This is a genomic window from Paenarthrobacter sp. NPDC058040 (assembly GCF_042885775.1).
Classification (GTDB): Bacteria; Actinomycetota; Actinomycetes; order Actinomycetales; family Micrococcaceae; genus Arthrobacter.
On record NZ_JBHVRN010000008.1, the window covers coordinates 29,765 to 53,775 of the forward strand.

Below are 24,011 nucleotides of genomic sequence, written 5' to 3' on the forward strand. Positions count from 1 at the left end.
GGACGCGACAGAACCCCATACCCATCAATCCAGGAGTACTTAGACTGTGAAGAGCGCTGTCGAGAACCTCACCGCAACGCGGGTCAAGCTCAATGTTGAGGTTCCCTTTGAGGAACTGAAGCCGAGCATCGATGCCGCGTACAAGACCGTTGCTTCGCAGATCCAGGTTCCCGGATTCCGCAAGGGCAAGGTTCCCTCCAAGCTCATCGACCAGCGCGTCGGTCGCGGCTACGTCCTGGAGACTGCCATCAACGACGGCCTCAACGGCTGGTACCAGGCAGCCGTCCAGGAGACCGGCGTTCGCCCGCTGAGCCGTCCCGAGGTTGAGATCACCGAAGTTCCGGACCCGTCCGCAACCGATGGCGAGCTCAAGTTCCAGGTTGAGGTTGACGTCCGTCCCGAGATCGAGCTGCCCGACTACGCCGGCATCAAGGTTGAGGTTGCCGCGGCTGAGTCTTCCGACGCCGACGTCGACAAGGCCCTCGACGAGCTGCGCGGTCGTTTCGGCACCCTGAAGTCCGTTGAGCGTCCTGCCAAGAACGACGACTTCCTCACCATCGACATCACCGCCACCATCGATGGCGAAGAGATCGACTCCGCTTCCGGCCTGTCCTACCAGGTTGGTGCCGGCACCATGCTCGAGGGCCTGGACGAGGCCGTTGCCGGCCTGTCGGCCGACGAGGAAGCCATCTTCGACACCACGCTGGTCGGTGGCGACCACGCCGGCGAATCTGCCCAGGTGAAGGTAGTGGTCAAGGCTGTCAAGGAGCGCGAACTCCCCGAGGCCAACGACGACTTCGCCCAGCTGGCTTCCGAGTTCGACACCCTTGCCGAACTCCGTGAGGACCTCGGCAAGCAGGCCGCCGAGTCCAAGGTTGTTGGCCAGGGCGTTGAGGCCCGCGACAAGGTGCTGGACAAGCTTGTTGAGCTTGTTGAGGTTCCGGTTCCGGCATCCGTCGTGGAAGAGCAGCTCGAATCCCACTTCAACCCGGAGAACGCCCACGGCGAAGGCGACCACGACACCGAGGAGCACCGCGCCGAGGTCAAGGCCAACACGGAGCGCGCCTTCCAGAACGAGATCATCCTCGACGCCATTGCTGACAAGGAAGAAGTCAACGTCAGCCAGAACGAGCTGATCGACTACATCGTCACCACGGCCAGCCAGTACGGCATGGACCCCAACCAGTTCGCCCAGATCATCGATCAGAGCGGCCAGGTTCCCATGATGGTTTCCGAGGTCCGCCGCCGCAAGGCCCTTGCCGTGGTTCTCGGCCAGGCCGAGGTTGTGGACTCCGAAGGCAACAAGGTTGACCTGACCGACTTCGTCCGCCCGGCAGGCGAAGCGATCGAAGAAGCTCCGGCAGAAGAGTCTGCCGAAGAAGCTGAGACCGTTGCAAGCGATGACCCCGCAGCAGTGAAGTTCTAGTTTCAGGCTCTGGCCGGCCCCGGATCAATCGATCCGGGGCCGGTTTGTTTTAAGGCGGTACCGTGCGCCGGACGCAGACGTGCGCCGTCAGCGAACAGTGCGATTCCGGCGAACAAATCGACCCTGAATACGGTTAGTGTCCATGTAGTGAAGATCAGTGATGTCACTGGCACCAGCGAGAGGTAAGTACTTATGTCACAGCAATCAGAGGCTCCCCGGATGGCAACTGTCGATCCCGCGGCCCAGGACAACTACATCTACAACCGCCTGCTGAAAGAGCGCATCATCTGGCTGGGCTCGGAAGTCCGCGATGAGAATGCCAATGCCATTTGCTCACAGCTTCTCCTGCTCTCGGCCGAAGACCCTGAGAAGGACATCTACCTGTACATCAACTCGCCCGGTGGTTCGGTGACCGCAGGTATGGCCATCTACGACACCATGCAGTTCATCCCCAACGACGTCGTCACGGTCGCTACCGGCCTGGCCGCCTCCATGGGACAGTTCCTGCTTTCCTCCGGCACCAAGGGCAAGCGGTACGCCACCCCCAATGCCCGTATCCTGATGCACCAGCCGTCCGGCGGCATCGGCGGCACGGCCTCGGACATCAAGATCCAGGCCGAGTTGATCCTCCACATGAAGAAGGTCATGGCCGAACTCACCGCCGAGCAGACCGGCCAGACTGTGGAGACCATCCTCAAGGACAACGACCGCGACAAGTGGTTCACTGCCGCCGAAGCCTTGGAGTACGGCTTCTTCGACAAGATTTCTGCGCACGCCGGTTCGGTGGCCGGTGGCGGCGGAACTGCCAACCAATCCGACTCGGCGTCCTCCTCCGAAAACTAGCCGGCACCACGAACCACTGAAAACCCAGGAGTAAACAATGAACTACAACTTCGGATGGTCTGCCGGCAACCTGCCCTCCAGCCGCTACGTCCTGCCCCAGTTCGAGGAGCGCACGCCTTACGGTTTCAAGCGCCAAGACCCCTACACCAAGCTGTTCGAGGACCGGATCATCTTCCTTGGCGTGCAGGTTGACGACGCTTCCGCTGACGACATCATGGCCCAGCTGCTGGTCCTTGAATCGACGGACCCGGACCGCGACATCACCCTCTACATCAACTCGCCAGGCGGCTCGTTCACGGCCATGACCGCCATCTACGACACCATGCAGTACATCCGCCCCGAGATCCAGACGGTTTGCCTGGGCCAGGCGGCCAGCGCTGCTGCCGTCCTGTTGGCAGCGGGTACGCCGGGCAAGCGCCTCGCCCTGCCGAACGCCCGCGTCCTGATCCATCAGCCGGCCTTGTCCGGTGGCCAGGGTGGGCAGGCATCGGACCTGGAGATCCAGGCAGCCGAAGTCATGCGGATGCGTACGTGGCTCGAGGAAACGCTCGCGCACCACTCGGGCCGTACGGCGGAGCAGGTCAACAACGACATCGAACGCGACAAGATCCTCACGGCCGAAGAAGCCCGGAACTACGGCCTGATTGACCAGGTACTGGACTCCCGGAAGATCAAGCCCCAGGCAATCGCCCGGTAGCACACGGATAACGACGCCGGTGCGGTTCGCGAAATATGGACCGCACCGGCGTTCTGTTTCCACCCAAGCGGCTCATTGTGACCTAGAGTGGAAGAAGTCACGGTGATGCCAGACGCGGCCTGGCCGCACAATGGAGCAAGGCGCGGAGCCCCATCACCCGCATGCAACGAAGGGATTCACACATGGCTCGGATTGGCGAGAGCACGGATCTGCTGAAGTGTTCTTTTTGCGGAAAGAGCCAGAAGCAGGTGCGCAAGCTGATTGCCGGGCCCGGCGTATACATCTGCGACGAGTGCATTGAACTCTGCAACGAGATCATCGAAGAGGAGCTTGCGGAGGTTTCGGACCTGGGTAGTTTTGAACTCCCCAAGCCGCGTGAGATCTTCGATTTCCTGCAGGAATACGTGATCGGCCAGGAGCCGGCCAAGCGATCATTGGCTGTTGCCGTCTACAACCACTACAAGCGCATCCAGGCCGGCCACGCTCCGAAAACCGGGAGCCTCGGCGAAGGGTCCCACCACGAGGACGTTGAGATCGCCAAGTCCAACATCCTTCTCATCGGCCCCACCGGCTGCGGCAAGACCTATCTCGCGCAGACGCTGGCGCGCCGCCTCAACGTTCCGTTCGCAGTGGCCGACGCTACCGCCCTCACTGAGGCCGGTTACGTGGGGGAGGACGTTGAGAACATCCTCCTCAAGCTCATCCAGGCTGCTGACTACGACGTCAAGAAGGCCGAACAAGGCATTATCTACATCGACGAAATCGACAAGATTTCACGCAAGAGCGAGAATCCGTCCATCACCCGAGACGTTTCCGGCGAAGGTGTGCAGCAGGCCTTGCTGAAGATCCTCGAAGGGACCGTGGCGTCGGTTCCGCCGCAGGGCGGCCGCAAGCACCCGCACCAGGAATTCATCCAGATTGACACCACCAACGTCCTCTTCATCGTGGCAGGAGCCTTTGCCGGCCTTGAGGACATCATTGGTTCCCGCTCCGGTCGAAAGGGCATCGGCTTCGGCGCGCAGCTCAATGAGGTCCGGGACAACGTGGACACCTACGGCGAAGTCATGCCGGAGGACCTGCTGAAGTTCGGCCTGATTCCGGAATTCATCGGCCGTCTGCCCGTGATCACCACCGTGTCCAACCTGGACCGGCCCGCGTTGATCCAGATTCTCTCTACTCCAAAGAACGCCTTGGTCAAGCAGTACCAGAAGATGTTCCAGCTCGACGGCGTGGAATTGCAGTTCGACGACGACGCCTTGAACGCCATTGCCGACCAAGCCCTGGAACGCGGCACGGGTGCCCGCGGCTTGCGCGCCATCATGGAGGAAGTCCTCTTGCCCGTCATGTTCGACCTCCCCAGCCGGGACGACATCGCGACCGTTGTCATCACCGAAGATGTGGTGGCGAAGAAGGCCCAACCGACCATGATTGCCCATGACGTTGTGGCCAAGCGCCGGAATAAGTCCGCCTGACCATCCGTTGCACCGAACAGCGGCCGTTGCCGCCTTTCACGATTTTGCGTGCCCGTTTCCACCCTTCCGAGGAGTTTTGCCGTGCCTGAACAGACAGTGACCGAGCAGCCCGTCAACAAAGCCGACTTTTGGTTCGACCCCGCGTGCCCGTTTGCGTGGATTACTTCGCGCTGGATTGGCGAGGTTGAGGAAGTACGCGGCATCGAGACAGAGTGGCACGTCATGAGCTTGTCGGTCCTCAACGAGGGCCGCGACCTGCCTGAGCAGTACCGCGAGCTCATGGACAACAGCTGGGGTCCCGTTCGCGTGATCATCGCAGCACAGGAGTTGCACGGCAACGAATACGTCAAGCCGCTGTATGACGCCATGGGCGAGGAAATCCACCACGAGGGCAACAAGGACCGTCCGTCGGTGATCCGGAAGGCTCTTGCCCAGGTGGGCTTGCCGGAGGATCTTGCGCGCTACGCAGACTCAGATGAGTTCGATGCCAAGCTCCGCACAAGCCACGAGGCCGGTATCTCACTGGTGGGCCAGGACGTAGGAACGCCCGTGGTCGCTTTCAACGGCACTGCGTTTTTTGGCCCTGTGTTGACCCGCATTCCCCGTGGCGAAGACGCCGGGAAGATCTGGGATGCAACCGTCGCGCTTGCCGGCTACCCGCATTTCTTCGAGCTCAAGCGCAGCCGTACAGAAAGCCCCGAATTCAACTAGTCACTTAAGGAAACGGGATGTCCTCCGGTCCGCGAGGATTTTCCCGTTGGTTTGGCATGTAGCGCAGTACTGGAGGGAAGTGTCCGCGAAGGACACTTCCCTCACTGTGTCTCCGCAGACCGGACACGCCTGACCTGTCCTCGCGTGCACCCTGAAGTTGCTCCGCTTGGTGTCCTTGAGTTCGCTGGACGGTTTGCCCGCCGCGGCCGTCACTGCCCCTACCAAGACCTCCTGCATGGCGCCGTACAGCCGGCTGACGGCCTCCTCGTCCAAGGACTTGGCGATCGCAAAGGGTGAGATCCTGGCCGCGTGCAGGATCTCGTCGCTGTAGGCGTTGCCGATCCCGGCGATCACACTTTGGCTCCTGAGCAGCCCTTTGATCTGTTGGGAGCCCGTCTTGACGATGCCGGCGAAGGTTTCCAGGTCAAAGTCCGGGCTGAGTGGTTCGGGGCCGAGTGTGGCGATGCCATGGACATCCTGGGGGTCTCTGACGACGTAGATGGCCAGGCTCTTCTTGGTTCCGGCCTCGGTGAGATCCAGGCCGATATGAGTGTCGTCCGCCCCGCGGTGCAGGAGCAACCGGGCGGCGATGTTGCTCTTGCCCATGCGCAGCGCCGCCGATGACGGGTGCTCGGTATAGCGTACCCAGCCGGCCTTGGCCAAGTGGAACACGAAGAACAGCCCCTCGGCGTCGAGGCAGATGAATTTGCCGAAGCGCTGGACGCCGCGGATGGTGCGCCCCTCGAACGCCGTGTACGGAGGATCCGCCGTCTTGAGTGCTGCGATGGAGTTGATGAGGACACTCGTCAGTACCGCTCCATTGAGTTGTGTATCCAGGTAGGTGCACAGGCCGTGCACTTCGGGCAGTTCCGGCATGGGATTACTCTGCCATATGCTAACGCCAAAGGTCTCGGAAACTACAGGACTGTAGTTCTTTCGGAAGCCTTGTGGAACTCCCCGGGCAGGACAACAATGGTTCTTACCCACTTCGAAAGAAGAGGGACACGGAAACCGAAGATTCAGTGATATGCAACCAACGCAGCCTTTGGCAAAGTTGGAAGCAAGCTACCTGTGACGAGGTAGGAAGACCTGAAAGTCAGAGGATTCCGCCAGACTGTCGAGTCGTCACCGGACAGCCGAAAAGTCGAAGCCCCACCAACGGCAAAACGCTGATGGGGCTTCCCCTTTGCCCGGAAACATCCCGGGATGGATTTTTCGTGCCTTACGTGGCCGGGGTTTCCTCGGCGGGCACCAGGACAACGTCGCTGACCGTCAAGTCGCCCTCACCGGACTGAAGTGTGATCTCCTGCGCATTGGCAGCAGCCTTCAGATCACCCAAACCTGCCTTGAGCTGTGCGAGGAGGACTTCCGTGGCGGAAATGTTCGCGGACAACACCTCGGTGCGCTGCTTGACCTTGGCCTCGGACTTGGCCTTGCGGATGCCGCTCAACGCCAGACCGACCGTGCCCAGCATGGTGGTGTCGCCGTCGGCGATTTCCAGGGCCGCCGGCCATGCGGCGCGGTGCACCGAACCGGTCCGCCACCAGCTCCAGACCTCTTCGGTGGCGAAGGGCAGGAACGGAGCGAACAGGCGCAGGAGTGAATCCAGCGTGGTGGCGAGGGCCGCAAGCACGGATGCCTGCTCGGCCTCACCGGCTGCACCGTAGGCACGGTCCTTGATGAGTTCGACGTAGTCGTCCGTGAACTGCCAGAAGAACGATTCCGTGATCTGGAGCGCGCGGGCGTAGTCGTAGTTGTCGAAAGCTTTGGTGGCCTGCGCAACGACGTCGGAGAGCTGGGCCAGCAGGGCCCGGTCCAGCGGGTTGGAGAGCACCGAGAGGTCGCTGGAGACCACCGAGTTTTCGGTGGCGCCGAGGTTCAGGACGAACTTGGACGCGTTGAGGAGCTTGATGGCCAAACGCCGGCCGATCTTCATTTGCGCGATCTCGTAGGCCGTGTCCGCCCCGAGCTTGGCCGATGCTGCCCAGTACCGGACGGCGTCAGAACCGTACTCGTTCAGGACATCGGTGGGGACCACAACGTTGCCCTTGGACTTGGACATCTTCTTCCGGTCCGGGTCAAGGATCCAGCCGGAGATTGCGGCGTGCTTCCACGGAGCGCTCTTCTGGAGTGCGTCGGCGCGGACTGCCGAGGAGAACAGCCACGTACGGATGATGTCGTGGCCCTGGGGACGGAGGTCGAACGGGTAGACCTTGGAGAACAAGGCCTCGTCACGGCTCCATCCGCCCACGATCTGCGGCGTCAGGGAAGACGTGGCCCAGGTGTCCAGGACATCGGCGTCGCCGGTGAAGCCATTGGCTTGGTCGCGTTGCGACTCGTCAAAGCCAGGCGCTGCGTCGGCGGCCGGATCCACCGGAAGCATGGAGTCCGAGGGCAGGATCGGGTTGTCGTAGTCCGGGTTGCCCTGGGCGTCCAACGGGTACCAAACGGGGATCGGCACGCCGAAGAAGCGCTGGCGGGAGACCAGCCAGTCGCCATTCAGGCCGGCAATCCAGTTCTCGTAGCGGGAACGCATGAAGGACGGGTGGAAGTCGATTTCCTGGCCCCGGCCGATCAGCCGCTCACGGCGGTCTTCGTCCCGCCCACCGTTGCGGATGTACCACTGGCGGGAGGTGACAACTTCCAGGGGCTTGTCGCCTTTTTCGAAGAAGTTGACGGGGTGGGTGATCTTCTTCGGTTCGCCGTCCAGCAGATCCGCCGCCGTGAGGAGCTCAACCACGGCTTCCTTTGCCGAGAACGCCGTCTTGCCCGCGATGGCAGCGTAGGCTTCCTTGCCTGCCTCCGTGGTGATCCACTCCGGAGTCTCGGCGATGATGCGGCCGTCCCGGCCCATGATGGCGCGCGTGGGCAGCTGGAGTTCGCGCCACCACGTGACGTCGGTGAGGTCACCGAAGGTACACACCATGGCGATGCCGGAACCCTTGTCCGCCTTGGCGAGCGGATGTGCCTTGACTTCGAGCTCCACGTCGAACAACGGGGACTTCACGGTCTTGCCGAAGTACGGCTGGTACCGCTCGTCCTCGGGATTTGCCACCAGCGCCGCGCAAGCAGCAAGCAGTTCGGGGCGGGTGGTCTCGATGAAGATCTTTTCGCCGTCTTCGGTGAAGAACGGGTAGCGGTAGTAGGCGCCCGGTACCTCACGGTCCTCGAGTTCGGCCTGTGCCACTGCCGTGCGGAACGTGACGTCCCACAGCGTTGGGGCTTCGGCCATGTAGGCGTCGCCGGCAGCGAGGTTGGCCAGGAAGGCGCGCTGGGACACTGCGCGGGAGGTGTCGTCAATGGTGCGGTACGTCAGGTTCCAGTCCACGGACAGGCCGAGCGTCTGGAAGAGGTTCTCGAAGACCTTCTCGTCCTCTACGGCGAGTTCCTCGCACAGTTCGATGAAGTTCTGGCGCGAAACGACGTCGAAATCGCGCTGGTTCTTGGCCGGCTGCGCAGGCGGGCGGTAGTCGGCGTTATAGGGGATGGCGGGATCGCAGCGGACGCCATAGTAGTTCTGGACGCGGCGCTCGGTGGGCAGGCCGTTGTCGTCCCAACCCATGGGGTAGAAGACGTTCTTGCCGGTCATGCGCATGTAGCGCGCCTGGACGTCCGTCTGGGTGAAGGAGAACATGTGGCCGACGTGGAGGGAACCCGAGGCGGTTGGCGGGGGAGTGTCGATCGAGTAGACCTGCTCCCGGGTGGTGTCCGGGTTGAACTTGTAAGTTCCTTCCTCGAGCCAGCGCCGCGTCAGGGCAGCTTCGAGGCCTTCCAAGGCCGGCTTGTCGGGAACGTTGATGGGGGCGGTGGCGGGCGTGTCTGTACCCTGCGTTGATTCAGCCATGGACCAATTGTTTCATGGCCCGGAGTTACAGCCCGCCTTCGGGAGGACGCCGGCGCAAAGATAGTGTTGAGCCATGACTTCGGCAGCACAGACTCAGAGCAAAACGGCAGTTGTAACCGGCGCGAGCACGGGAATCGGAGAAGCGACGGTTCGCGCCCTCGCAGCCACGGGGTGGAAGGTGTACGCCGTCGCCCGCCGGGCGGACAGGCTGAAGGCCCTGGGTGCCGCGACCGGCGCCATCGCCTTCCCCGCCGATGTGACCAGCGACGACGACGTCGCCGCCCTGCTTGCGGCCGTCACCAAGGACGGGGGAGCCGATACCCTCATCAACATCGCCGGCGGCGCCCGCGGCGCGGACACGATCGCCAATGCGGACACCGGGGACTGGGACTGGATGTACCAAGTCAATGTGGTTGGCACCATGAAGATCACCCGCGCCTTCCTGCCCATGCTTCGCGAAAACGGCGAAGGCACAGTGCTCAACCTGACGTCCACCGCGGGACTCGCCGCCTACGAGGGAGGTGCCGGGTACAACGCGGCCAAGTTCGCCCAGCACGCCGTGACCAACGCACTCAGGCTGGAGGAAGTGGGAAACAACATCCGGGTGATCGAGGTGGCCCCGGGACTGGTCCACACGGAGGAGTTCGCGCTGAACCGTTTGGGGGACAAGGACGCCGCAGCCAAGGTCTACGCCGGAGTGGAGAAGCCGCTGACGGCCGACGACGTCGCTGACGTGGTCAGGTACGCGGTCTCCCTGCCCCACCACATCAACCTGGACGAGATCGTGATCCGTCCTGTGGCCCAAGCAGCCAACCACAAGCTGGTCCGCAAGCAGGACTGACCTACCTGCAGCCCTAGCCGGCTGGAATGCTGAGTTGCGCCATGATGGCGGCGTGATCCGTGCCCGGAACGTTGTGCACCGAATATCCGCTGCTGCCGATGCGCGGCGAGGTAACCACATGGTCAATCACGACGCCCGGCAGGGGTGGACCTTCCATGGGCCACGTGGGGGACAGCCTTCCCCACGTGGCCGTGCCTGCGTCTACCAGTTTGTGGCCGGCACTTCCCTGGTCCAGGAGTGCCCTGAACTCGGAGTGGTCGTACGTGGCGTTGTAGTCGCCCATCAGCAACTGGTTGCCTTGGCTCCCGGCCTGGCGCGAGATCTTGAGAAGGTCGCTGCGCCACTGCCCAATGCGATCATCCACGGGCGGCAGTGTGTGGACGTTGGTCAGTGTCAACGCCGCCTTGGTCCCGGAACCTTCCACTACAACACGGGTTGCAGCCATCCGGAACGGCGTATCCGGCAAGAGTCCCTCGGCCGACAAAGGAAAGACCGAGTACACGGCGGCGCCGGATCCGTCGTCATTGGGGGCGCTGATCCTGTGCGCCAACAGGGCATCAAGGCCCTCGGCGCTGAGCCGGTCCTGCAACTCCGGGGAAAACTCCTGGAGGGCAAGCAACTGGACACCATCGTCACGGACCAATCGCACGATCGTGGCCGCGTCGGCTTCGCCGAATTCGGTGTTGATGCTCATGACCTTCAATGGGACGGTCGCGGTCCCGTCCTGCAAGGCAACCGGCCGGCCGTAGTCGAGCGGAAACAGCCAGAACAGTTGCACGGCCAGGAGGACCGCCGTCGCCACCGCCATCCAGCGGCGCCGCCCCAACAAGGCAAGCACCAGGGCCGCAGCTGCCGGCACCACCAGCCACGGGGTGAAGGCCAGTGCTTGGACCACCAGCAAAGGCCAGTCAGCCGGAATCGCACGGAAGAGGGACAGGCTCGCCACAGGCAACGCCACGAGGACTGCGAAAACGGACCAAGCAGGCGAAGCTGTGCGGTGCCCACGACGGGCAGCCGGGGCCAAGGCGGCAGGTTCAGTCATGCGCCCGAGTCTATGCAGCCACGTCCCGCAGACCCGTCCACCCAGAGGATGAACCTGCAAGTGGTCGATGTGGCTCCGCTGCCGCTAGACTTTGATAACCAGCTTCGACCCGGCCATCACCGGCGAGCTTCCGGAAGAACAGCACTGAACGTCCACAAGGCGGGCGGAGCCCAGTAGAACCGGACGGGTAAGCCCGTTACAGCAGTAATGAGAGGCCGGAGCGCCACGTTCCGGTAAGTGAGGTGGTACCGCGGTACCCGGGCTGTCGAAAGGCGGCATGGGAGCCGTCCTCGCATCCTGACAGTCAACCAGCTATCACCAGGATTCGAGATGACCCACTACCCCAAGGCCTCCGCATCGCCTTCCGCAGCCCAAGGCGTGTCAGCTTCCGTGAAGTTCCCGGACATCGAAGAGCGCATCCTCAAATACTGGGACCAGGACGGTACCTTCCAAGCGAGCATCGACCAGCGCGACGCCGGCAAGGATGGCAGCAACGAGTTCGTCTTCTACGACGGCCCTCCCTTCGCCAACGGCCTCCCGCACTACGGTCACCTGCTGACCGGCTACGCCAAGGACCTCGTAGGCCGTTACCAGACCCAGCGGGGCAAGCGAGTGGAGCGCCGCTTCGGCTGGGACACCCACGGCCTGCCAGCCGAACTGGAAGCCATGAAGCAACTGGGCATGACCGACAAGACCCAGATCGAAGCCATGGGCATCGACAAATTCAACGACGCCTGCCGTGCCTCAGTGATGAAGTACGCCAACGAATGGAAGGCCTACGTCACCCGTCAGGCCCGCTGGGTGGACTTCGACAACGACTACAAGACCCTCAACGTCGAATACATGGAGTCGGTGCTCTGGGCGTTCAAGCAGCTCCACGAAAAAGGCCTGACCTACAACGGCTACCGCGTCCTTCCGTACTGCTGGAAGGACGAAACGCCGCTCTCCAACCACGAGCTGCGCATGGACGACGACGTCTACAAGAACCGCCAGGACCAGACAGTCACGGTCACCTTCCCCATCAAGGCAGGGGAGTCCGAGGTTTCCAAAGCACTCGCAGGAGTCCAGGCACTGGCGTGGACCACCACGCCCTGGACGCTGCCCACCAACCTGGCGCTCGCCGTCGGGCCCGATATCTCCTATGCAGTGGTGCCAGCCGGTCCGAACGGCATTAAGGCAGCTTCTCCCGAAGTTCCGGTAACAGGGAGCTTCCTCCTGGCAGCTGACCTCTTGGGTGCCTACGCGAAGGATCTCGGTTACGACGACGCTGCTGCCGCAACGGCCGCCGTTACCGCCACCTACACCGGCTCCCAGCTGGAGGGCCTCGAGTACCAACCGCTGTGGGACGACTTCGCCGACGCCGAGAAGTACGGAACCCAGAACGCCTGGCGCATCCTCGTGGCCGATTACGTCACCACCACGGACGGTACGGGCATCGTCCACCAGGCTCCTGCCTACGGTGAAGACGACCAGAAGGTCTGTGAAGACGCCGGCATCCCGGTTGTCTTGTCCGTTGATGAGGGCGCAAAGTTCCTCGCGCTGTTCTCCCACGGCAGGCTCGCCGACATCGTTGGCCTGCAGGTCTTCGACGCCAACAAGCCAATCACCCAGGTGCTGCGCGCCGACGGTCGCCTTGTGCGCCAAGCGAGCTACGAGCACAGCTACCCGCACTGCTGGCGCTGCCGTAACCCGCTGATCTACCGCGCTGTGTCCTCCTGGTACGTGGAGGTCACCAAGTTCAAGGACCGCATGTCCGAGCTGAACCAGGAGATCAACTGGATCCCCGGCAACGTCAAGGACGGCCAGTTCGGCAAGTGGCTGGAGAATGCCCGGGACTGGTCCATCAGCCGCAACCGCTACTGGGGTTCTCCCATCCCCGTGTGGCAGTCGGACGATCCCGAGTATCCCCGCACGGATGTCTACGGTTCCCTCGCGGACCTCGAAGCTGACTTCGGCCGCCTTCCGGTCAACAACGACGGCCAGGTGGACCTGCACCGGCCGTTCATCGATGAACTCACTCGGCCCAACCCGGACGACCCCACGGGCAAGTCCACCATGCGCCGCGTGGAAGACGTCCTCGATGTCTGGTTCGACTCCGGGTCGATGCCCTATGGCCAGGTGCACTACCCGTTCCAGAACGAGGAGTGGTTCGACACCCACAACCCCGCGGACTTCATCGTGGAGTACATCGGCCAGACGCGCGGCTGGTTCTACATGCTGCACATCCTGTCCACGGCCCTGTTTGACCGTCCCGCGTTCCGCAACGTCATCAGCCACGGCATCGTGCTTGGCTCGGATGGCCAGAAGATGTCCAAGAGCCTGCGCAACTACCCGGATGTCTCGGAGGTCCTGGACCGCGACGGTTCGGACGCGATGCGCTGGTTCCTGATGTCCAGTCCGATCCTGCGTGGCGGAAACCTGATCGTCACCGAGCAGGGCATCCGCGATGGCGTCCGTCAGGTCATCCTGCCTCTGTGGAACGTTTACAGCTTCTTCACGCTGTACACGAACGCGGCCAATGGTGGGGCCGGCTATGACGCGCAGCTGCGCTACGACGGTTACGCCGACACCATGGACCAGTACCTCATGGCCAACACGGGCGATTTGGTCCGCAAGGTCACGGAGAGCCTGGACACTTACGACATCTCCGGTGCCTGCGATGAGCTGCGCAGCTACCTGGACATGCTCACCAATTGGTACGTCCGCCGCAGCCGCCAGCGTTTCTTCGACGAGAATGTGGACGCTTTCGACGCCCTGTACACGGCCGTGGAAGCTGTGTGCCGGGTTTCGGCCTCCTTGCTGCCGCTTGTCACGGAAGAGATCTGGCGCGGGCTGACCGGTGGCCGCTCGGTGCATCTGGCCGACTGGCCCGAGGCATCGCTGTTCCCGGCCAATCCGGACCTCGTGGAAGCCATGGACCGTGTCCAGCAGATTTGCTCCACGGGATCCAGCCTGCGCAAGGCAGCAAACCTGCGCGTCCGGCTGCCGCTGCAGGAACTGACGGTGGTTGCACCTGGTGCAGATGCGCTGGAAGGCTTTGCCGCCGTCGTCGCTGATGAACTGAACCTGCGTTCGGTGCGCCTCCTCGACGCCGCGTCGGCATCGCCGGAAGAGTTCGGCATCGAGCAGAAACTGGTGGTCAACGCCCGCGCGGCTGGTCCGCGCCTGGGCAAGAACGTCCAGCAAGCCATCAAGGGCTCCAAGTCCGGCGACTGGTCCGTGAACGATGCCGGTGTGGTGGTTGCTGGCGGCCTTGAGCTGGAGCCCCAGGAATACACCCTGGAGACGGTGGTGGCCGAAACGGCCGACGGCGGTGCTGCCGCCGCGGCAGGCGTCCTGCCGGGTGGCGGATTCGTGGTCCTCAACACGGAGGTGACGCCTGAACTCGCTGCCGAAGGATTGGCCCGCGACATGGTCCGTGCCATCCAGCAGGCCCGAAAGGACGCCGGACTGAACGTCAGCGACCGCATCAAGACCACTGTGGAGGCCGGGCAGGACGTCGTTGACGCCCTGAATGCCAACGCGGAATTGGTGAAGACCGAGACCTTGACGCTTGAACTGGACGTTCTCGTTTCCAACGCCGACGAACCGCAGATCACCGTTGCAAAGGCAGGGGCCTGAGTCATGACCGACGAATTCTCGGTAGAGAGCGTTTACGCCGAACTGCTGGGGCGCGCCCCGGAGAACAAGATGGAACCGCGTCTTGCTCCGTTGTTCCGTGCGATGGACGTCCTGGGCGAGCCCAATAAGGCCTACCCGATCATCCACATCACCGGCACCAACGGCAAGACCTCTACAGCCCGGATGATCGAGGCCGGCCTGCGTGCCCACGGCCTCAGCACGGGCCGGTACACCAGCCCGCACTTGTCCAAGGTCACCGAGCGCATCAGCATCAACGGTGAGCCGGTTCCGGACGAGACCTTCGTCCGGATCTGGGACGAGATCCGGCCATACCTGGAGATCGTGGACAACGAGCTCCGCGCGGAGAACCAACCGCGGCTGACCTATTTCGAGTGCGTCACTATCCTGGGCTTCGCGATCTTCGCAGACCAGCCCGTTGACGTGGCCGTGTTCGAAGTGGGACTGGGTGGCATTACCGACGCCACCAACGTCGGCGACGGCCAAGTATCGGTGATCACCCCGATCTCCTTGGACCACACGGACCTCCTGGGCGACACCACGGAGGACATCGCTTACGAGAAGGCCGGCATCATCAAGCCCGGTGGTTTCCTGGTCAGCGCCGCGCAGCCGGTCGACGCAGCCCAGGTCCTCCTGGACAAGGCCCGCGAAGTGGATGTTCCCTTCCGCTTTGAGGGCGTTGAGTTCGGCGTGGAGTCGCGCAGCGTCGCCGTTGGCGGTCAAGTGGTGACCATCCAGGGCCTTGCCGGACGCTACGAAGACCTGCTGCTTCCCCTCCATGGCGCACACCAGGCGGAGAATGCCGCCGTCGCCGTTGCTGCGCTCGAAGCGTTCTTCGGCGGGGGAGAGAAGGAGCTTGACGCTGACGTGCTGCGGGAGGCCTTCGGCAACGTGAGCTCACCGGGGCGCTTGGAAGTAGTGCGTACCGCTCCGACCATCGTGGTGGATGCAGCGCACAACCCGGACGGCATCAGGGTTTCGGCTGAAGCCATTCACGAAGCGTTCAGTTTCAGCAAACTCGTCGTGGTGGTCGGCATCCTCCAGGAGAAGGACGCGGAGGAGATCCTCAAGACCCTCAAAGAGCAGTTGGGTGACCTCGCTGAAGAGTTCTGCTTCACGCAGTCCAACTCGCCGCGGGCCATCCCTGCTGCCGAACTCGCAGAGCTTGCGGTGGACCTTGGCTTCGGCGAGGAGAACGTGCACATTGCGGAAAAGCTCGACGACGCCCTGGAGTGGGCTGTGGAGCGATCAGAATCCAACGACGACCTTGCAGGTGGTGTCCTGGTCACCGGCTCGATCACGCTGGTGGCAGAGGCCCGCATCCTGCTCGGAAAGGCCGGTGCCTGAGCATGGCAAAGCTGACCAAGGCGCAGCGCGAGTGGCGCCCGGGAATGCCAAAGAAGCGTCGGTCCACCAAGGTGATGTTCGGCTCCACCGTCCTGCTTCTCGAAGCCTTCGTTGCTTTCTTTGGCACATTGGTGGTTTTCGGGCTGAAGCGCGGCGAAGTGGCGCCCGGAATCATCCTGGGAGTCGGCATTGCCCTCAGCGTCATCCTGGTCCTGACATGCGCCGTCCTGTCCAAGCCCTGGGGTATCGGCCTCGGCTGGGCATTGCAGATCGTGCTGATCCTCACCGGCCTGGCTGAGCCCACCATGTTCATTGTGGGCCTCCTCTTTGCCGTCTGCTGGTGGTACGGGATCAGGACCGGAATGAGGATCGACCGCGAAGTGGCGCAACGGGACCGTGAGCAGGCGGAATGGGACGCAGCACACCGTGACGGAACAGGGCCGCAAACCCCGTAAACTGGCTGGGAAACCCACCAAGCAACCACATTGGAGCAACTGTGAGCATTGAACGGACCCTCGTCCTGGTCAAGCCCGACGGCGTCGCCCGCAACCTCAGCGGGAGCATCCTCGCCCGCATTGAGGCCAAGGGCTACACGCTGGCAGACCTCAAGAAGGTCAACGCGACCCGCGAACTCCTCGAACTGCACTACGAAGAGCATGTGGGCAAGCCGTTTTATGAGCCGCTGGTTGAGTTCATGCTGAGCGGCCCCGTGGTGGCAGCAGTCTTCGAAGGCCACCGCGTCATTGAGGGCTTCCGTTCGCTGGCCGGAACCACTGACCCCACTACGGCGGCCCCGGGTACCATCCGTGGCGACTTTGGCCGCGACTGGGGCCTGGCCGTCCAGCAGAACCTGGTCCACGGCTCGGACTCCGTCGAGTCTGCCGAGCGCGAAATCAAGATCTGGTTCGAGTAGAGCCCGAAAGTACAAACGCAGAAGGTCCCGTGTTCAAAGGAACGCGGGACCTTCTGCGTTTGGAAGCCGGAATCCTAGTAGCCGGACGTCCCGGCGAAAACGTGGAGGAAGGCGAAGAAGATCGTTGCAATGACGGCAACGTAGAGCAACGCCACGATGATCCATCCCGAATCGCCCAGCAGCTTGACCAGCGGGGCAGGGGCCTTGATGACACCGTGGCTCAGGTTCCGGATGGTGACCCACACGAACATGGGGATCATGACGGCCCACACCACCATGCAGAACGGGCAGAGCACGTTGATGGAATACAGCGCTTGCGACCACAACCAGACCACGAAGATAAAGCCCAGCGTCACGCCGGTCTGGAGCCCGATCCAGTAACCACGGGCGAACCTGGCCCCGGAGAGAAGCCCCATTGCCGTGGTGATGATGACGGCAAAGGCAACGATGCCGATGAACATGTTGGGGAATCCGAACAGGGAACTCTGCCAGGTCTTCATGACCGCGCCGCATGAGATCCACGGATTCACATCGCACGCAGTGATGTGGTTGGGGTCTTGAAGCACTTGGAGTTTTTCCAGCACGAGTGCCCCGGAGGCCAGCCAGCCGATGATGCCGGTGGCCAGCAAAAGCCAGCCAAACGGCCTGTTGCGTACCATCGCGGGCAGTGTGTCCGGTTGCGGGTCCCGTCCTTCGACGGGGACGGAAGACTGGTGGTCCAGGTTTCCCTTGGCGGTGCTTGGCATCCCTGATGTGATCCTTTTCGACAGGTGGCCCGGCGCTGCCGGGAACGGCTCTTGGGAGGATTCTAACCCCGCATGCTGGAGGTGGCGCCCAGCTTCCGGAAGGTGGGGCAGGGCAGATCGACACACCTCCCTACCACTCGAATGTGTAGGCGTGTGAGAGAATGAACATGGCCGGGAGTCGATCCACATTCGTCGTCCGGTCCGGTGACTTGTTCCCAAGACCGCCAGCATGAGCTGGGCATGCCCGGATCGCCTGATCCTCGGTACGCCCGCCATGACAATGGACGGCACCTGGTTGTGGCAGCAGAACAACGGGTTCCAGAACTGAGGCACTGGCCTTCCAGGGCTGCCGCACCCCAATGATGGTGCGAACCGGGAGGAATACTACCGACTTCTGTCAACGCCTGCGGGTTTTGACAATATTTGCCCCACTGGGCGCCGGATGTGGCGGTGTCGCTGGGGCAGGAGTGTTGCCACATATGGATAATGACCACGTTGTAGCCGTTAATGATCAGGCAGTTTCCGAGGAAGCAGCTGAAGCGCCGAAGAAGGCCACCCGCGCCAGGGCCACACGCACGCCGCGCAAGGCCACGGTAAAGTCCACTGACGCCCCGGCACAGGACGCTTCGGACGTCGCGGCTGAACCAGCCGCCGCGCCTGAGGCCGAAACCACCACGGCCGCGGACGAGACCCCCAAAGCCCCGGCCCGCCGCAGCCGCGCCCGTAAGAAGGCCGAACCGGCCGAAACCCTTCCGGGCCTCGGAGACGCCGCCGAACCGGCAACCCAACCTGAAGCAGAAACCCAGCCCGAAGCAGAAGCCGCGACTGCCCCGGAAAAGCCGGTCCGCCGTCGTCGGACGACGAAGCCCAAGGCTGAGGCAGCAGCAGACGCAACCAACGAGCCGGAGGCCGAAGCAGCCGCAACCAACGAGCCGGCAGGCGGCGCAGCCGCCGAACCGGCCACCGCGGACGCCGGCAAAGCCGCCGAACCGGCCACCGCGGCAGGCGGCGCAGCCGCCGAGCCGGCCACCGAAGCTGCCGCCACCACCCAGGCATCGGAAACGTCCCCGGAACCCGACTCGGAGGCCACGCCCGGCTCGTCTTCGTTGTTCCTGGAGCCCGTCTCCATCACCTCCATGATTTTCCAGGCGCCGGACCTCAGCACGGTCGTGCGCCCGGCAGCAGCCGAGGAAAAAGATGACGAGGCCGGCGAAGCCCAGGAGGACAACGGCGACAACGAACTCGAAGAATCCGGAAGCCGTCGCCGCCGCCGTAACCGTGGCCGCCGCGGACGCCGCGGAGTGGACCGTGAGGAGAACGGGTCCGAGGAGTCGGACGAGGAACCGGATGATGACGAGTCGCCGGCCGCCGAGCCGCTGGAAGAGGGCGTCACGTCGCGTCGGCGCCGTCGCCGCCGCCGTGGCGACCAGGACCTCGAACTGACGGGCGGCTCGGACGACGATCCGCCCAACACGGTGACCCGGGTCCGTGCCCCCCGGCCCGTCACCGAGTCCGCCGGCTCCAACCGGGTTGCGAGCGTCAAGGGCTCCACGCGGCTTGAGGCCAAGAAGCAGCGCCGCCGGGAGTCCCGGGAGACAGGTCGCCGCCGCCAGGTGATCACCGAGGCCGAGTTCCTTGCCCGCCGCGAGTCCGTCGACCGGCAAATGATCGTGCGCCAGCGCGACGACAGGATCCAGATCGGCGTCCTTGAAGACGGCGTCCTGGCTGAGCACTTTGTCTCCAAGACCCAGCAGGACTCGCTGATTGGCAACGTCTACCTTGGCAAGGTGCAGAACGTGCTTCCGTCCATGGAAGCGGCCTTTGTGGATATTGGACGCGGGCGCAATGCCGTGCTCTACGCCGGCGAGGTGAACTGGGACGCCGTCAACCTTGAGGGCCAGCCCCGCAGGATCGAGAATGCCCTGAAGTCCGGTGACTCCGTGCTGGTGCAGGTCACCAAGGACCCCGTGGGCCACAAGGGCGCGCGCCTGACCAGCCAGATTTCCCTCCCGGGCCGCTACCTGGTGTACGTGCCGGGTGGCTCCATGACCGGCATCTCGCGCAAACTGCCTGACGTCGAACGCAACCGCCTCAAGCGCATCCTCAAGGATCGTTTGCCGGAGAATGCCGGTGTCATTGTCCGTACCGCCGCCGAAGGCGCCTCGGAGGAGGAACTGACCCACGACATCAACCGCCTTCGTGCGCAGTGGGAAGGCATCGAGGGCCAGGCATCTTCCACCAAGGTCCTGGCACCCGAATTGCTGTACGGCGAGCCCGATCTGACCATCAAGGTGGTCCGCGACGTCTTCAACGAGGACTTCTCCAAGCTGATCGTCTCCGGCGACGACGCGTGGGACACCATTGAGGCGTATGTGACTTACGTGGCCCCGGATTTGGTGGGCCGCCTGGAGAAATGGACCAAGGACCAGGACATCTTCTCGGCATGGCGCATCGACGAGCAGATCCACAAGGCCCTGGAGCGCAAGGTCTTCCTGCCCTCGGGTGGATCCTTGGTCATCGACCGTACCGAAGCCATGACTGTGGTTGACGTCAACACGGGCAAGTTCACCGGCAGCGGTGGAAACCTGGAAGAGACTGTCACCAAGAACAACCTTGAGGCTGCCGAGGAAGTGGTCCGCCAGCTCCGCCTGCGCGATATCGGCGGCATCATCGTGATCGACTTCATCGACATGGTGCTCGAGTCCAACCGGGACCTGGTGCTGCGCCGTCTGGTTGAGTGCCTTGGCCGCGACCGTACCAAGCACCAGGTAGCGGAAGTTACGTCCCTTGGTTTGGTGCAGATGACGCGCAAGCGCATGGGGACGGGCCTGCTGGAAGTCTTTGGCGAGCAGTGCGAGCACTGTGCCGGACGGGGCGTCGTGACGCACGATGAGCCCGTCGAGCACCGCCGCGCCAACGTTGTGGCCGCCGAGCAGCACCGTCCGCACGCGGAGACGCAGCAGCAGCCTTCGGCCCGGACGGAACGCAAGCGTCGCCGCGGCAAGGGGGGCGGGCAGCCGGCAGAAGGTTCGACGCCGGTCCACACCGCCGTGTCGACCGCGCCTTCGTCGACGGCTCCCGAAACCGTGGACCCGGCCCGCGAGGCCAAGGCACAGGCGACCAGGGCAGCCTTAGCCACCATTGCCGCTGCGGCGCACGCTGCCCACTTGCACGATGACGAGGTTCACCGGGCCGAAGAGGAAGCACGCGCCGCTGCCGCTGCCGCCGGTGGCTCGGGCATTCCGGAGAATGCCGGAGAAGCATTGGCCTCCGGGGCAGGCGAGGAAAGCCCGCGCAGCACGCCCGTGCTTCGGTTCGGCGGCGAGGAAGTTGCGCTGCCGTTCGTCGAACACCACGATGAGCCGGAATCGGCGAAGCCCGCAATGACACTGGACCTGCTGGCTGAGGCCTTCTCCCACCTCGGCGGAGGCCCCGCGGCCGTCGAAAGCACGGCCGTCGAAAGCAACGCCGAGGCTGCCGCCGTCGACGTCGTTCAGGCCGAAACGGCCCCGGTCCACCAGGACACCGCCGAGGAGACCGATCCGTCCGTCCGCGCCCGTGGCCGGCGGGGTCGCCGGAACCGGAGCGCCAGCCGGGCGCAGGGTGCTGCCAACGAAACCACTGTGGAGCACCATGACGTGTCCGCCTCCACGGCAGGAGGAACGGCCCATGAAGCCAAGGCGCCGCAAGAGCCTGCCAAGAAGGAATCGGCTGTTTCCGAGCCGATCATCCTCGGCGTAGGGGTACCGGCCTCGGAACTCTAGGCGCAACCAGCGACATGTAACCGGCGGAGGGTCCGGCAGTAACTACTGCCGGACCCTCCGTCCGTTAGGCTTGGTCACTGACACGGGGTGCCAGGCGATGGGCCAGGCTGAGATCCAGACCCGTTGAACCTGTCCGGCTAGCACCGGCGAAGGGATGTCCCCATGACTTCATCGTTGAATTCAGCTGTCTACGCCGTGGCCGGAGCCCGCCGTAGGTACCCCCGGGTCCTCAGCATCGCCGGCTCCGACCCCTCCGGTGGCGCGGGCATCCAGGCCGACCTCAAGAGCATCGCGGCCCACGGAGGCTACGGCATGGCCGTGGTCACGGCCCTCACTGCCCAAAACACGCTGGGCGTTACCGCCGTCCACGTTCCGCCCGTGGAATTCCTGCGCCAGCAGTTGGAGGCCATCAGCACCGACGTCTCCATCGATGCCGTCAAGATCGGGATGCTCGGTGACGCCGAGGTGATCGAAGAGGTGCGCGCGTGGCTCGAAAAGGTGCGGCCCGCCGTCGTGGTCCTCGATCCCGTCATGGTGGCCACCAGTGGCGACCGCCTGCTCCGGGAGTCGGCCGAGGCGGCACTACGTCAGCTTCTTCCACTGGCTGACCTCATCACGCCCAACATCCCGGAACTGGCCATGCTCCTGGGCGAACCCGGGGCGCAGGATTGGGCGTCGGCCCTTGACCAGGGCAAGAGACTGGCCGCCGAATGCGGCAATACAGTGTTGGTCAAGGGCGGCCACCTGGCGGGTGCTGAGTGCCCGGATGCGCTGGTGAACACCAGTGGTTTGCTGCGCCAGGATGTCATAGATGTTGCCGGTCCCCGAATCGATACCACGAACAGCCACGGAACGGGCTGCTCGTTGTCTTCTGCCTTGGCTACCGTCCAGGCACGCAAAGGGGACTGGGAAGCGTCCCTGCGGGAGGTCAAGCCCTGGCTGTTGCAGGCCTTGGCTGCGGCAGATGTGCTCGAGGTGGGCAGGGGCAGCGGCCCCATCAACCACTTCCACCAAGCGCACCGCACCGCAGACCCAGGCGACTTCGCCGCCCGCCTGTGGGACGAGGCCGCTCCTGAGCTGGAGGCCATCTACGGCCTCGAGTTCATCCAGGGCCTGGAGTCGGGCAGCCTTCCAGAGCAGCAATTCAACTATTACTTGGCGCAGGACGCCCTGTATCTCAACGGCTACTCGCGGGTGCTGGCGCGGGCTGGAGCCCTCGCTCCCACCGAGGACGAGCAATTGTTCTGGGCCAGGTCTTCGCAGCTTTGCCTCGAGGTGGAGTCCGAGCTGCACAGGAACTGGTTGAGCACCCGTCAGGCCGCCACCCACACTGGACCCGTGACCAAAGCCTACGTGGACCACCTCCTGGCCGCTTCGGCTTCGGCAAGCTACGGCGTGCTGCTGGCGGCAATCCTGCCTTGCTACTGGCTCTACGCCGAAGTGGGGCACCAACTGCACGCCAACTACGTCAAAGCAGGGTCTCCGTCGGACCACGCGTACGCCGATTGGCTCAAAACCTACGCTGATGAAGATTTCGCCGAAGCCACCCGCAAGGCCATCGGCTTCACGGATGCGGCCGCCGTCGCTGCCTCAAACCAGGAACAGACGGCCATGGTGGAGGCCTTCGCCCATTCGTGCCGGTACGAGACGGCGTTCTTCGATGCTCCGCGGTTGTACGCGTAACGGCCTTCCCGCGCGTCGCAGGGTGAATTCCCGGCAAACCGTCCCCGAGCCTGTAGGCTGTACGGGCACGGTGCCGGGAAAGTCCGTTCCTACTGGTGACTAGCGTCACGTGGTGGCTTCCGGACCCGGCCTCATTTGCAGCCGAGGGTCGAACTAGCGTAATCTTGATCTTCGGTGCTTACGCCAACACTTGGGTTATGCCCCCTGGAATTATTCACGGGATGACTCGCGGGCTTCGATCTGGAGTCCACGGCGTTGAGGCACAGCGTGAACCAGGCCTGATTCCGGTTCGAGTTCCGCACGCAAATTTAGTAAGAAACGTCGAGAGAAGTGAGTACCCAAGTGGTGTACGCGATTGTCCGCGCAGGCGGCCGCCAAGAAAAGGTTTCCGTTGGAGACTACGTAACGCTGAACCGCGTCCCCGGTGGAGCCGGCAGCACGCTTGAGCTGCCCGCCTTGCTCCTGGTTGACGGCGACAAGGTCACGTCCGCTGCTGCGGACCTGGCCAAGGTGAAGGTCACGGCCGAGATCCTGGAGGACCTCCGCGGTCCGAAGATCGTCATCCAGAAGTTCAAGAACAAGACCGGCTACAAGAAGCGCCAGGGTCACCGTCAGGAACTGACCAAGATCAAGATCACGAGCATCGCGTAACTTTTCCTTACGCAGTTCAGATTTTCAGTTTCCCCAGATATTTAGAGGCAGGCATTACACATGGCACACAAAAAAGGCGCGAGCTCCACTCGCAACGGTCGTGACTCCAACGCACAGCGCCTCGGCGTCAAGCGTTTCGGTGGCCAGGTAGTTTCCGCAGGCGAAATCATCGTTCGCCAGCGTGGAACCCACTTCCACCCCGGTGCAGGCGTCGGTCGCGGTGGCGACGACACCCTGTTCGCACTCCAGGCTGGAGCGGTTGAGTTCGGCACTCGCCGCGGCCGTCGCGTAGTGAACATCGTTGCTGCTGCAGCTGCAGAGTAACAACAAGTTCTGAACCGGTGGAGCGGGCCCAAAAGGCCCGCTCCACCGTTCTTTTAACCGCATTACAA

General features: G+C 63.4%; 18 protein-coding genes and 1 riboswitch. Of the genes, 14 read left to right on the forward strand and 4 right to left on the reverse strand.

Annotated features, from left to right (window positions below):
• Positions 1–46: 46 nt before the first annotated feature.
• The 5 genes from tig to ACFVSJ_RS12470 all read left to right on the forward strand — a co-directional run bounded on the left by tig (position 47) and on the right by ACFVSJ_RS12470 (position 5,149).
• A complete protein-coding gene (gene tig, locus ACFVSJ_RS12450) occupies positions 47–1,426 on the forward strand; it encodes a trigger factor (RefSeq protein ID WP_387437110.1) in 1,380 nt (459 codons plus the stop codon).
• Positions 1,427–1,645: 219 nt separating this feature from the next.
• Positions 1,646–2,269, forward strand: a complete 624-nt coding sequence (locus tag ACFVSJ_RS12455; RefSeq protein ID WP_387437345.1) for an ATP-dependent Clp protease proteolytic subunit — start codon at positions 1,646–1,648, stop codon at positions 2,267–2,269.
• A 37-nt stretch (positions 2,270–2,306) separates the two neighbouring features.
• Complete coding sequence (locus tag ACFVSJ_RS12460; protein ID WP_387437112.1) at positions 2,307–2,966, forward strand: ATP-dependent Clp protease proteolytic subunit; 660 nt, start codon at positions 2,307–2,309, stop codon at positions 2,964–2,966.
• A gap of 182 nt (positions 2,967–3,148) precedes the next feature.
• Positions 3,149–4,438, forward strand: coding sequence for an ATP-dependent Clp protease ATP-binding subunit ClpX (gene clpX / locus ACFVSJ_RS12465; protein WP_387437113.1), 1,290 nt, complete (start codon positions 3,149–3,151; stop codon positions 4,436–4,438).
• A gap of 81 nt (positions 4,439–4,519) precedes the next feature.
• The gene (locus ACFVSJ_RS12470) at positions 4,520–5,149 is read left to right on the forward strand and encodes a DsbA family protein (RefSeq protein WP_387437114.1); all 630 of its coding nucleotides are present in this window, start codon (positions 4,520–4,522) and stop codon (positions 5,147–5,149) included.
• Here the strand turns inward: ACFVSJ_RS12470 and ACFVSJ_RS12475 are convergent, their stop codons facing one another.
• Positions 5,150–6,025 carry a DNA-formamidopyrimidine glycosylase family protein gene (locus ACFVSJ_RS12475; RefSeq protein WP_387437115.1) on the reverse strand — a complete coding sequence of 292 codons (876 nt, stop codon included), beginning with the start codon at positions 6,023–6,025 and terminating at the stop codon, positions 5,150–5,152.
• A 346-nt stretch (positions 6,026–6,371) separates the two neighbouring features.
• Positions 6,372–8,993: a valine--tRNA ligase gene (valS, locus tag ACFVSJ_RS12480; protein WP_387437116.1), complete on the reverse strand. Its 2,622-nt coding sequence runs from the start codon at positions 8,991–8,993 to the stop codon at positions 6,372–6,374.
• A 73-nt stretch (positions 8,994–9,066) separates the two neighbouring features.
• Between valS and ACFVSJ_RS12485 the strand changes: the two genes are divergently transcribed.
• Positions 9,067–9,834, forward strand: coding sequence for an SDR family oxidoreductase (locus tag ACFVSJ_RS12485; RefSeq protein WP_387437117.1), 768 nt, complete (start codon positions 9,067–9,069; stop codon positions 9,832–9,834).
• 13 nt (positions 9,835–9,847) lie between these two features.
• On the opposite strand, the gene ACFVSJ_RS12490 is transcribed toward ACFVSJ_RS12485, so the two are convergent.
• A complete protein-coding gene (locus tag ACFVSJ_RS12490; protein WP_387437118.1) occupies positions 9,848–10,876 on the reverse strand; it encodes an endonuclease/exonuclease/phosphatase family protein in 1,029 nt (342 codons plus the stop codon).
• Between the two features lie 330 nt (positions 10,877–11,206).
• Here ACFVSJ_RS12490 and ileS point away from each other — a divergent pair, with 330 nt between their 5' ends.
• From ileS to ndk, 4 genes are read left to right on the forward strand one after another with little or no spacing between them, the layout of a single operon-like run.
• Entirely contained in the window at positions 11,207–14,497 is a 3,291-nt protein-coding gene (gene ileS, locus ACFVSJ_RS12495) for an isoleucine--tRNA ligase (protein WP_387437119.1), read from the forward strand.
• Positions 14,498–14,500: 3 nt separating this feature from the next.
• Positions 14,501–15,862: a bifunctional folylpolyglutamate synthase/dihydrofolate synthase gene (locus ACFVSJ_RS12500; protein WP_387437120.1), complete on the forward strand. Its 1,362-nt coding sequence runs from the start codon at positions 14,501–14,503 to the stop codon at positions 15,860–15,862.
• Positions 15,863–15,864: 2 nt separating this feature from the next.
• A complete protein-coding gene (locus ACFVSJ_RS12505) occupies positions 15,865–16,317 on the forward strand; it encodes a DUF4233 domain-containing protein (RefSeq protein WP_387437121.1) in 453 nt (150 codons plus the stop codon).
• 41 nt (positions 16,318–16,358) lie between these two features.
• Positions 16,359–16,775 (forward strand): nucleoside-diphosphate kinase, encoded by a 417-nt coding sequence (ndk, locus tag ACFVSJ_RS12510; RefSeq protein WP_387437122.1) that lies wholly within the window; start codon positions 16,359–16,361, stop codon positions 16,773–16,775.
• Between the two features lie 74 nt (positions 16,776–16,849).
• Here the strand turns inward: ndk and ACFVSJ_RS12515 are convergent, their stop codons facing one another.
• Positions 16,850–17,521: a vitamin K epoxide reductase family protein gene (locus tag ACFVSJ_RS12515; protein ID WP_387437123.1), complete on the reverse strand. Its 672-nt coding sequence runs from the start codon at positions 17,519–17,521 to the stop codon at positions 16,850–16,852.
• A gap of 479 nt (positions 17,522–18,000) precedes the next feature.
• Here ACFVSJ_RS12515 and ACFVSJ_RS12520 point away from each other — a divergent pair, with 479 nt between their 5' ends.
• The 4 genes from ACFVSJ_RS12520 (at position 18,001) to rpmA (ending at position 23,943) form a co-directional block, all read left to right on the forward strand.
• Positions 18,001–21,285: an Rne/Rng family ribonuclease gene (locus ACFVSJ_RS12520; RefSeq protein ID WP_387437124.1), complete on the forward strand. Its 3,285-nt coding sequence runs from the start codon at positions 18,001–18,003 to the stop codon at positions 21,283–21,285.
• 73 nt (positions 21,286–21,358) lie between these two features.
• A riboswitch (TPP riboswitch) is annotated at positions 21,359–21,457 on the forward strand.
• Positions 21,448–22,968, forward strand: coding sequence for a bifunctional hydroxymethylpyrimidine kinase/phosphomethylpyrimidine kinase (gene thiD, locus ACFVSJ_RS12525; protein WP_387437125.1), 1,521 nt, complete (start codon positions 21,448–21,450; stop codon positions 22,966–22,968). Its footprint overlaps the riboswitch before it by 10 nt.
• Positions 22,969–23,310: 342 nt before the next feature.
• Positions 23,311–23,619: a 50S ribosomal protein L21 gene (gene rplU, locus ACFVSJ_RS12530; RefSeq protein WP_021470684.1), complete on the forward strand. Its 309-nt coding sequence runs from the start codon at positions 23,311–23,313 to the stop codon at positions 23,617–23,619.
• Between the two features lie 60 nt (positions 23,620–23,679).
• Positions 23,680–23,943, forward strand: coding sequence for a 50S ribosomal protein L27 (rpmA, locus tag ACFVSJ_RS12535; RefSeq protein ID WP_070347479.1), 264 nt, complete (start codon positions 23,680–23,682; stop codon positions 23,941–23,943).
• Positions 23,944–24,011: the final 68 nt, after the last annotated feature.

What these genes read in the sequence shown, in the direction of transcription:
- ACFVSJ_RS12505 (WP_387437121.1), top strand. Translation starts at nt 15,865, where the DNA reads ATGGCAAAGCTGACCAAGGCGCAGCGCGAGTGGCGCCCGGGAATGCCA.
- ACFVSJ_RS12485 (WP_387437117.1), top strand. Translation starts at nt 9,067, where the DNA reads ATGACTTCGGCAGCACAGACTCAGAGCAAAACGGCAGTTGTAACCGGC.
- thiD (WP_387437125.1), top strand. Translation starts at nt 21,448, where the DNA reads ATGACTTCATCGTTGAATTCAGCTGTCTACGCCGTGGCCGGAGCCCGC.
- ACFVSJ_RS12490 (WP_387437118.1), bottom strand. Translation starts at nt 10,876, where the DNA reads ATGACTGAACCTGCCGCCTTGGCCCCGGCTGCCCGTCGTGGGCACCGC.
- ACFVSJ_RS12520 (WP_387437124.1), top strand. Translation starts at nt 18,001, where the DNA reads ATGGATAATGACCACGTTGTAGCCGTTAATGATCAGGCAGTTTCCGAG.
- ACFVSJ_RS12455 (WP_387437345.1), top strand. Translation starts at nt 1,646, where the DNA reads ATGGCAACTGTCGATCCCGCGGCCCAGGACAACTACATCTACAACCGC.
- clpX (WP_387437113.1), top strand. Translation starts at nt 3,149, where the DNA reads ATGGCTCGGATTGGCGAGAGCACGGATCTGCTGAAGTGTTCTTTTTGC.
- ACFVSJ_RS12475 (WP_387437115.1), bottom strand. Translation starts at nt 6,025, where the DNA reads ATGCCGGAACTGCCCGAAGTGCACGGCCTGTGCACCTACCTGGATACA.
- ACFVSJ_RS12460 (WP_387437112.1), top strand. Translation starts at nt 2,307, where the DNA reads ATGAACTACAACTTCGGATGGTCTGCCGGCAACCTGCCCTCCAGCCGC.
- ACFVSJ_RS12500 (WP_387437120.1), top strand. Translation starts at nt 14,501, where the DNA reads ATGACCGACGAATTCTCGGTAGAGAGCGTTTACGCCGAACTGCTGGGG.
- ACFVSJ_RS12515 (WP_387437123.1), bottom strand. Translation starts at nt 17,521, where the DNA reads ATGCCAAGCACCGCCAAGGGAAACCTGGACCACCAGTCTTCCGTCCCC.
- rpmA (WP_070347479.1), top strand. Translation starts at nt 23,680, where the DNA reads ATGGCACACAAAAAAGGCGCGAGCTCCACTCGCAACGGTCGTGACTCC.
- ileS (WP_387437119.1), top strand. Translation starts at nt 11,207, where the DNA reads ATGACCCACTACCCCAAGGCCTCCGCATCGCCTTCCGCAGCCCAAGGC.
- valS (WP_387437116.1), bottom strand. Translation starts at nt 8,993, where the DNA reads ATGGCTGAATCAACGCAGGGTACAGACACGCCCGCCACCGCCCCCATC.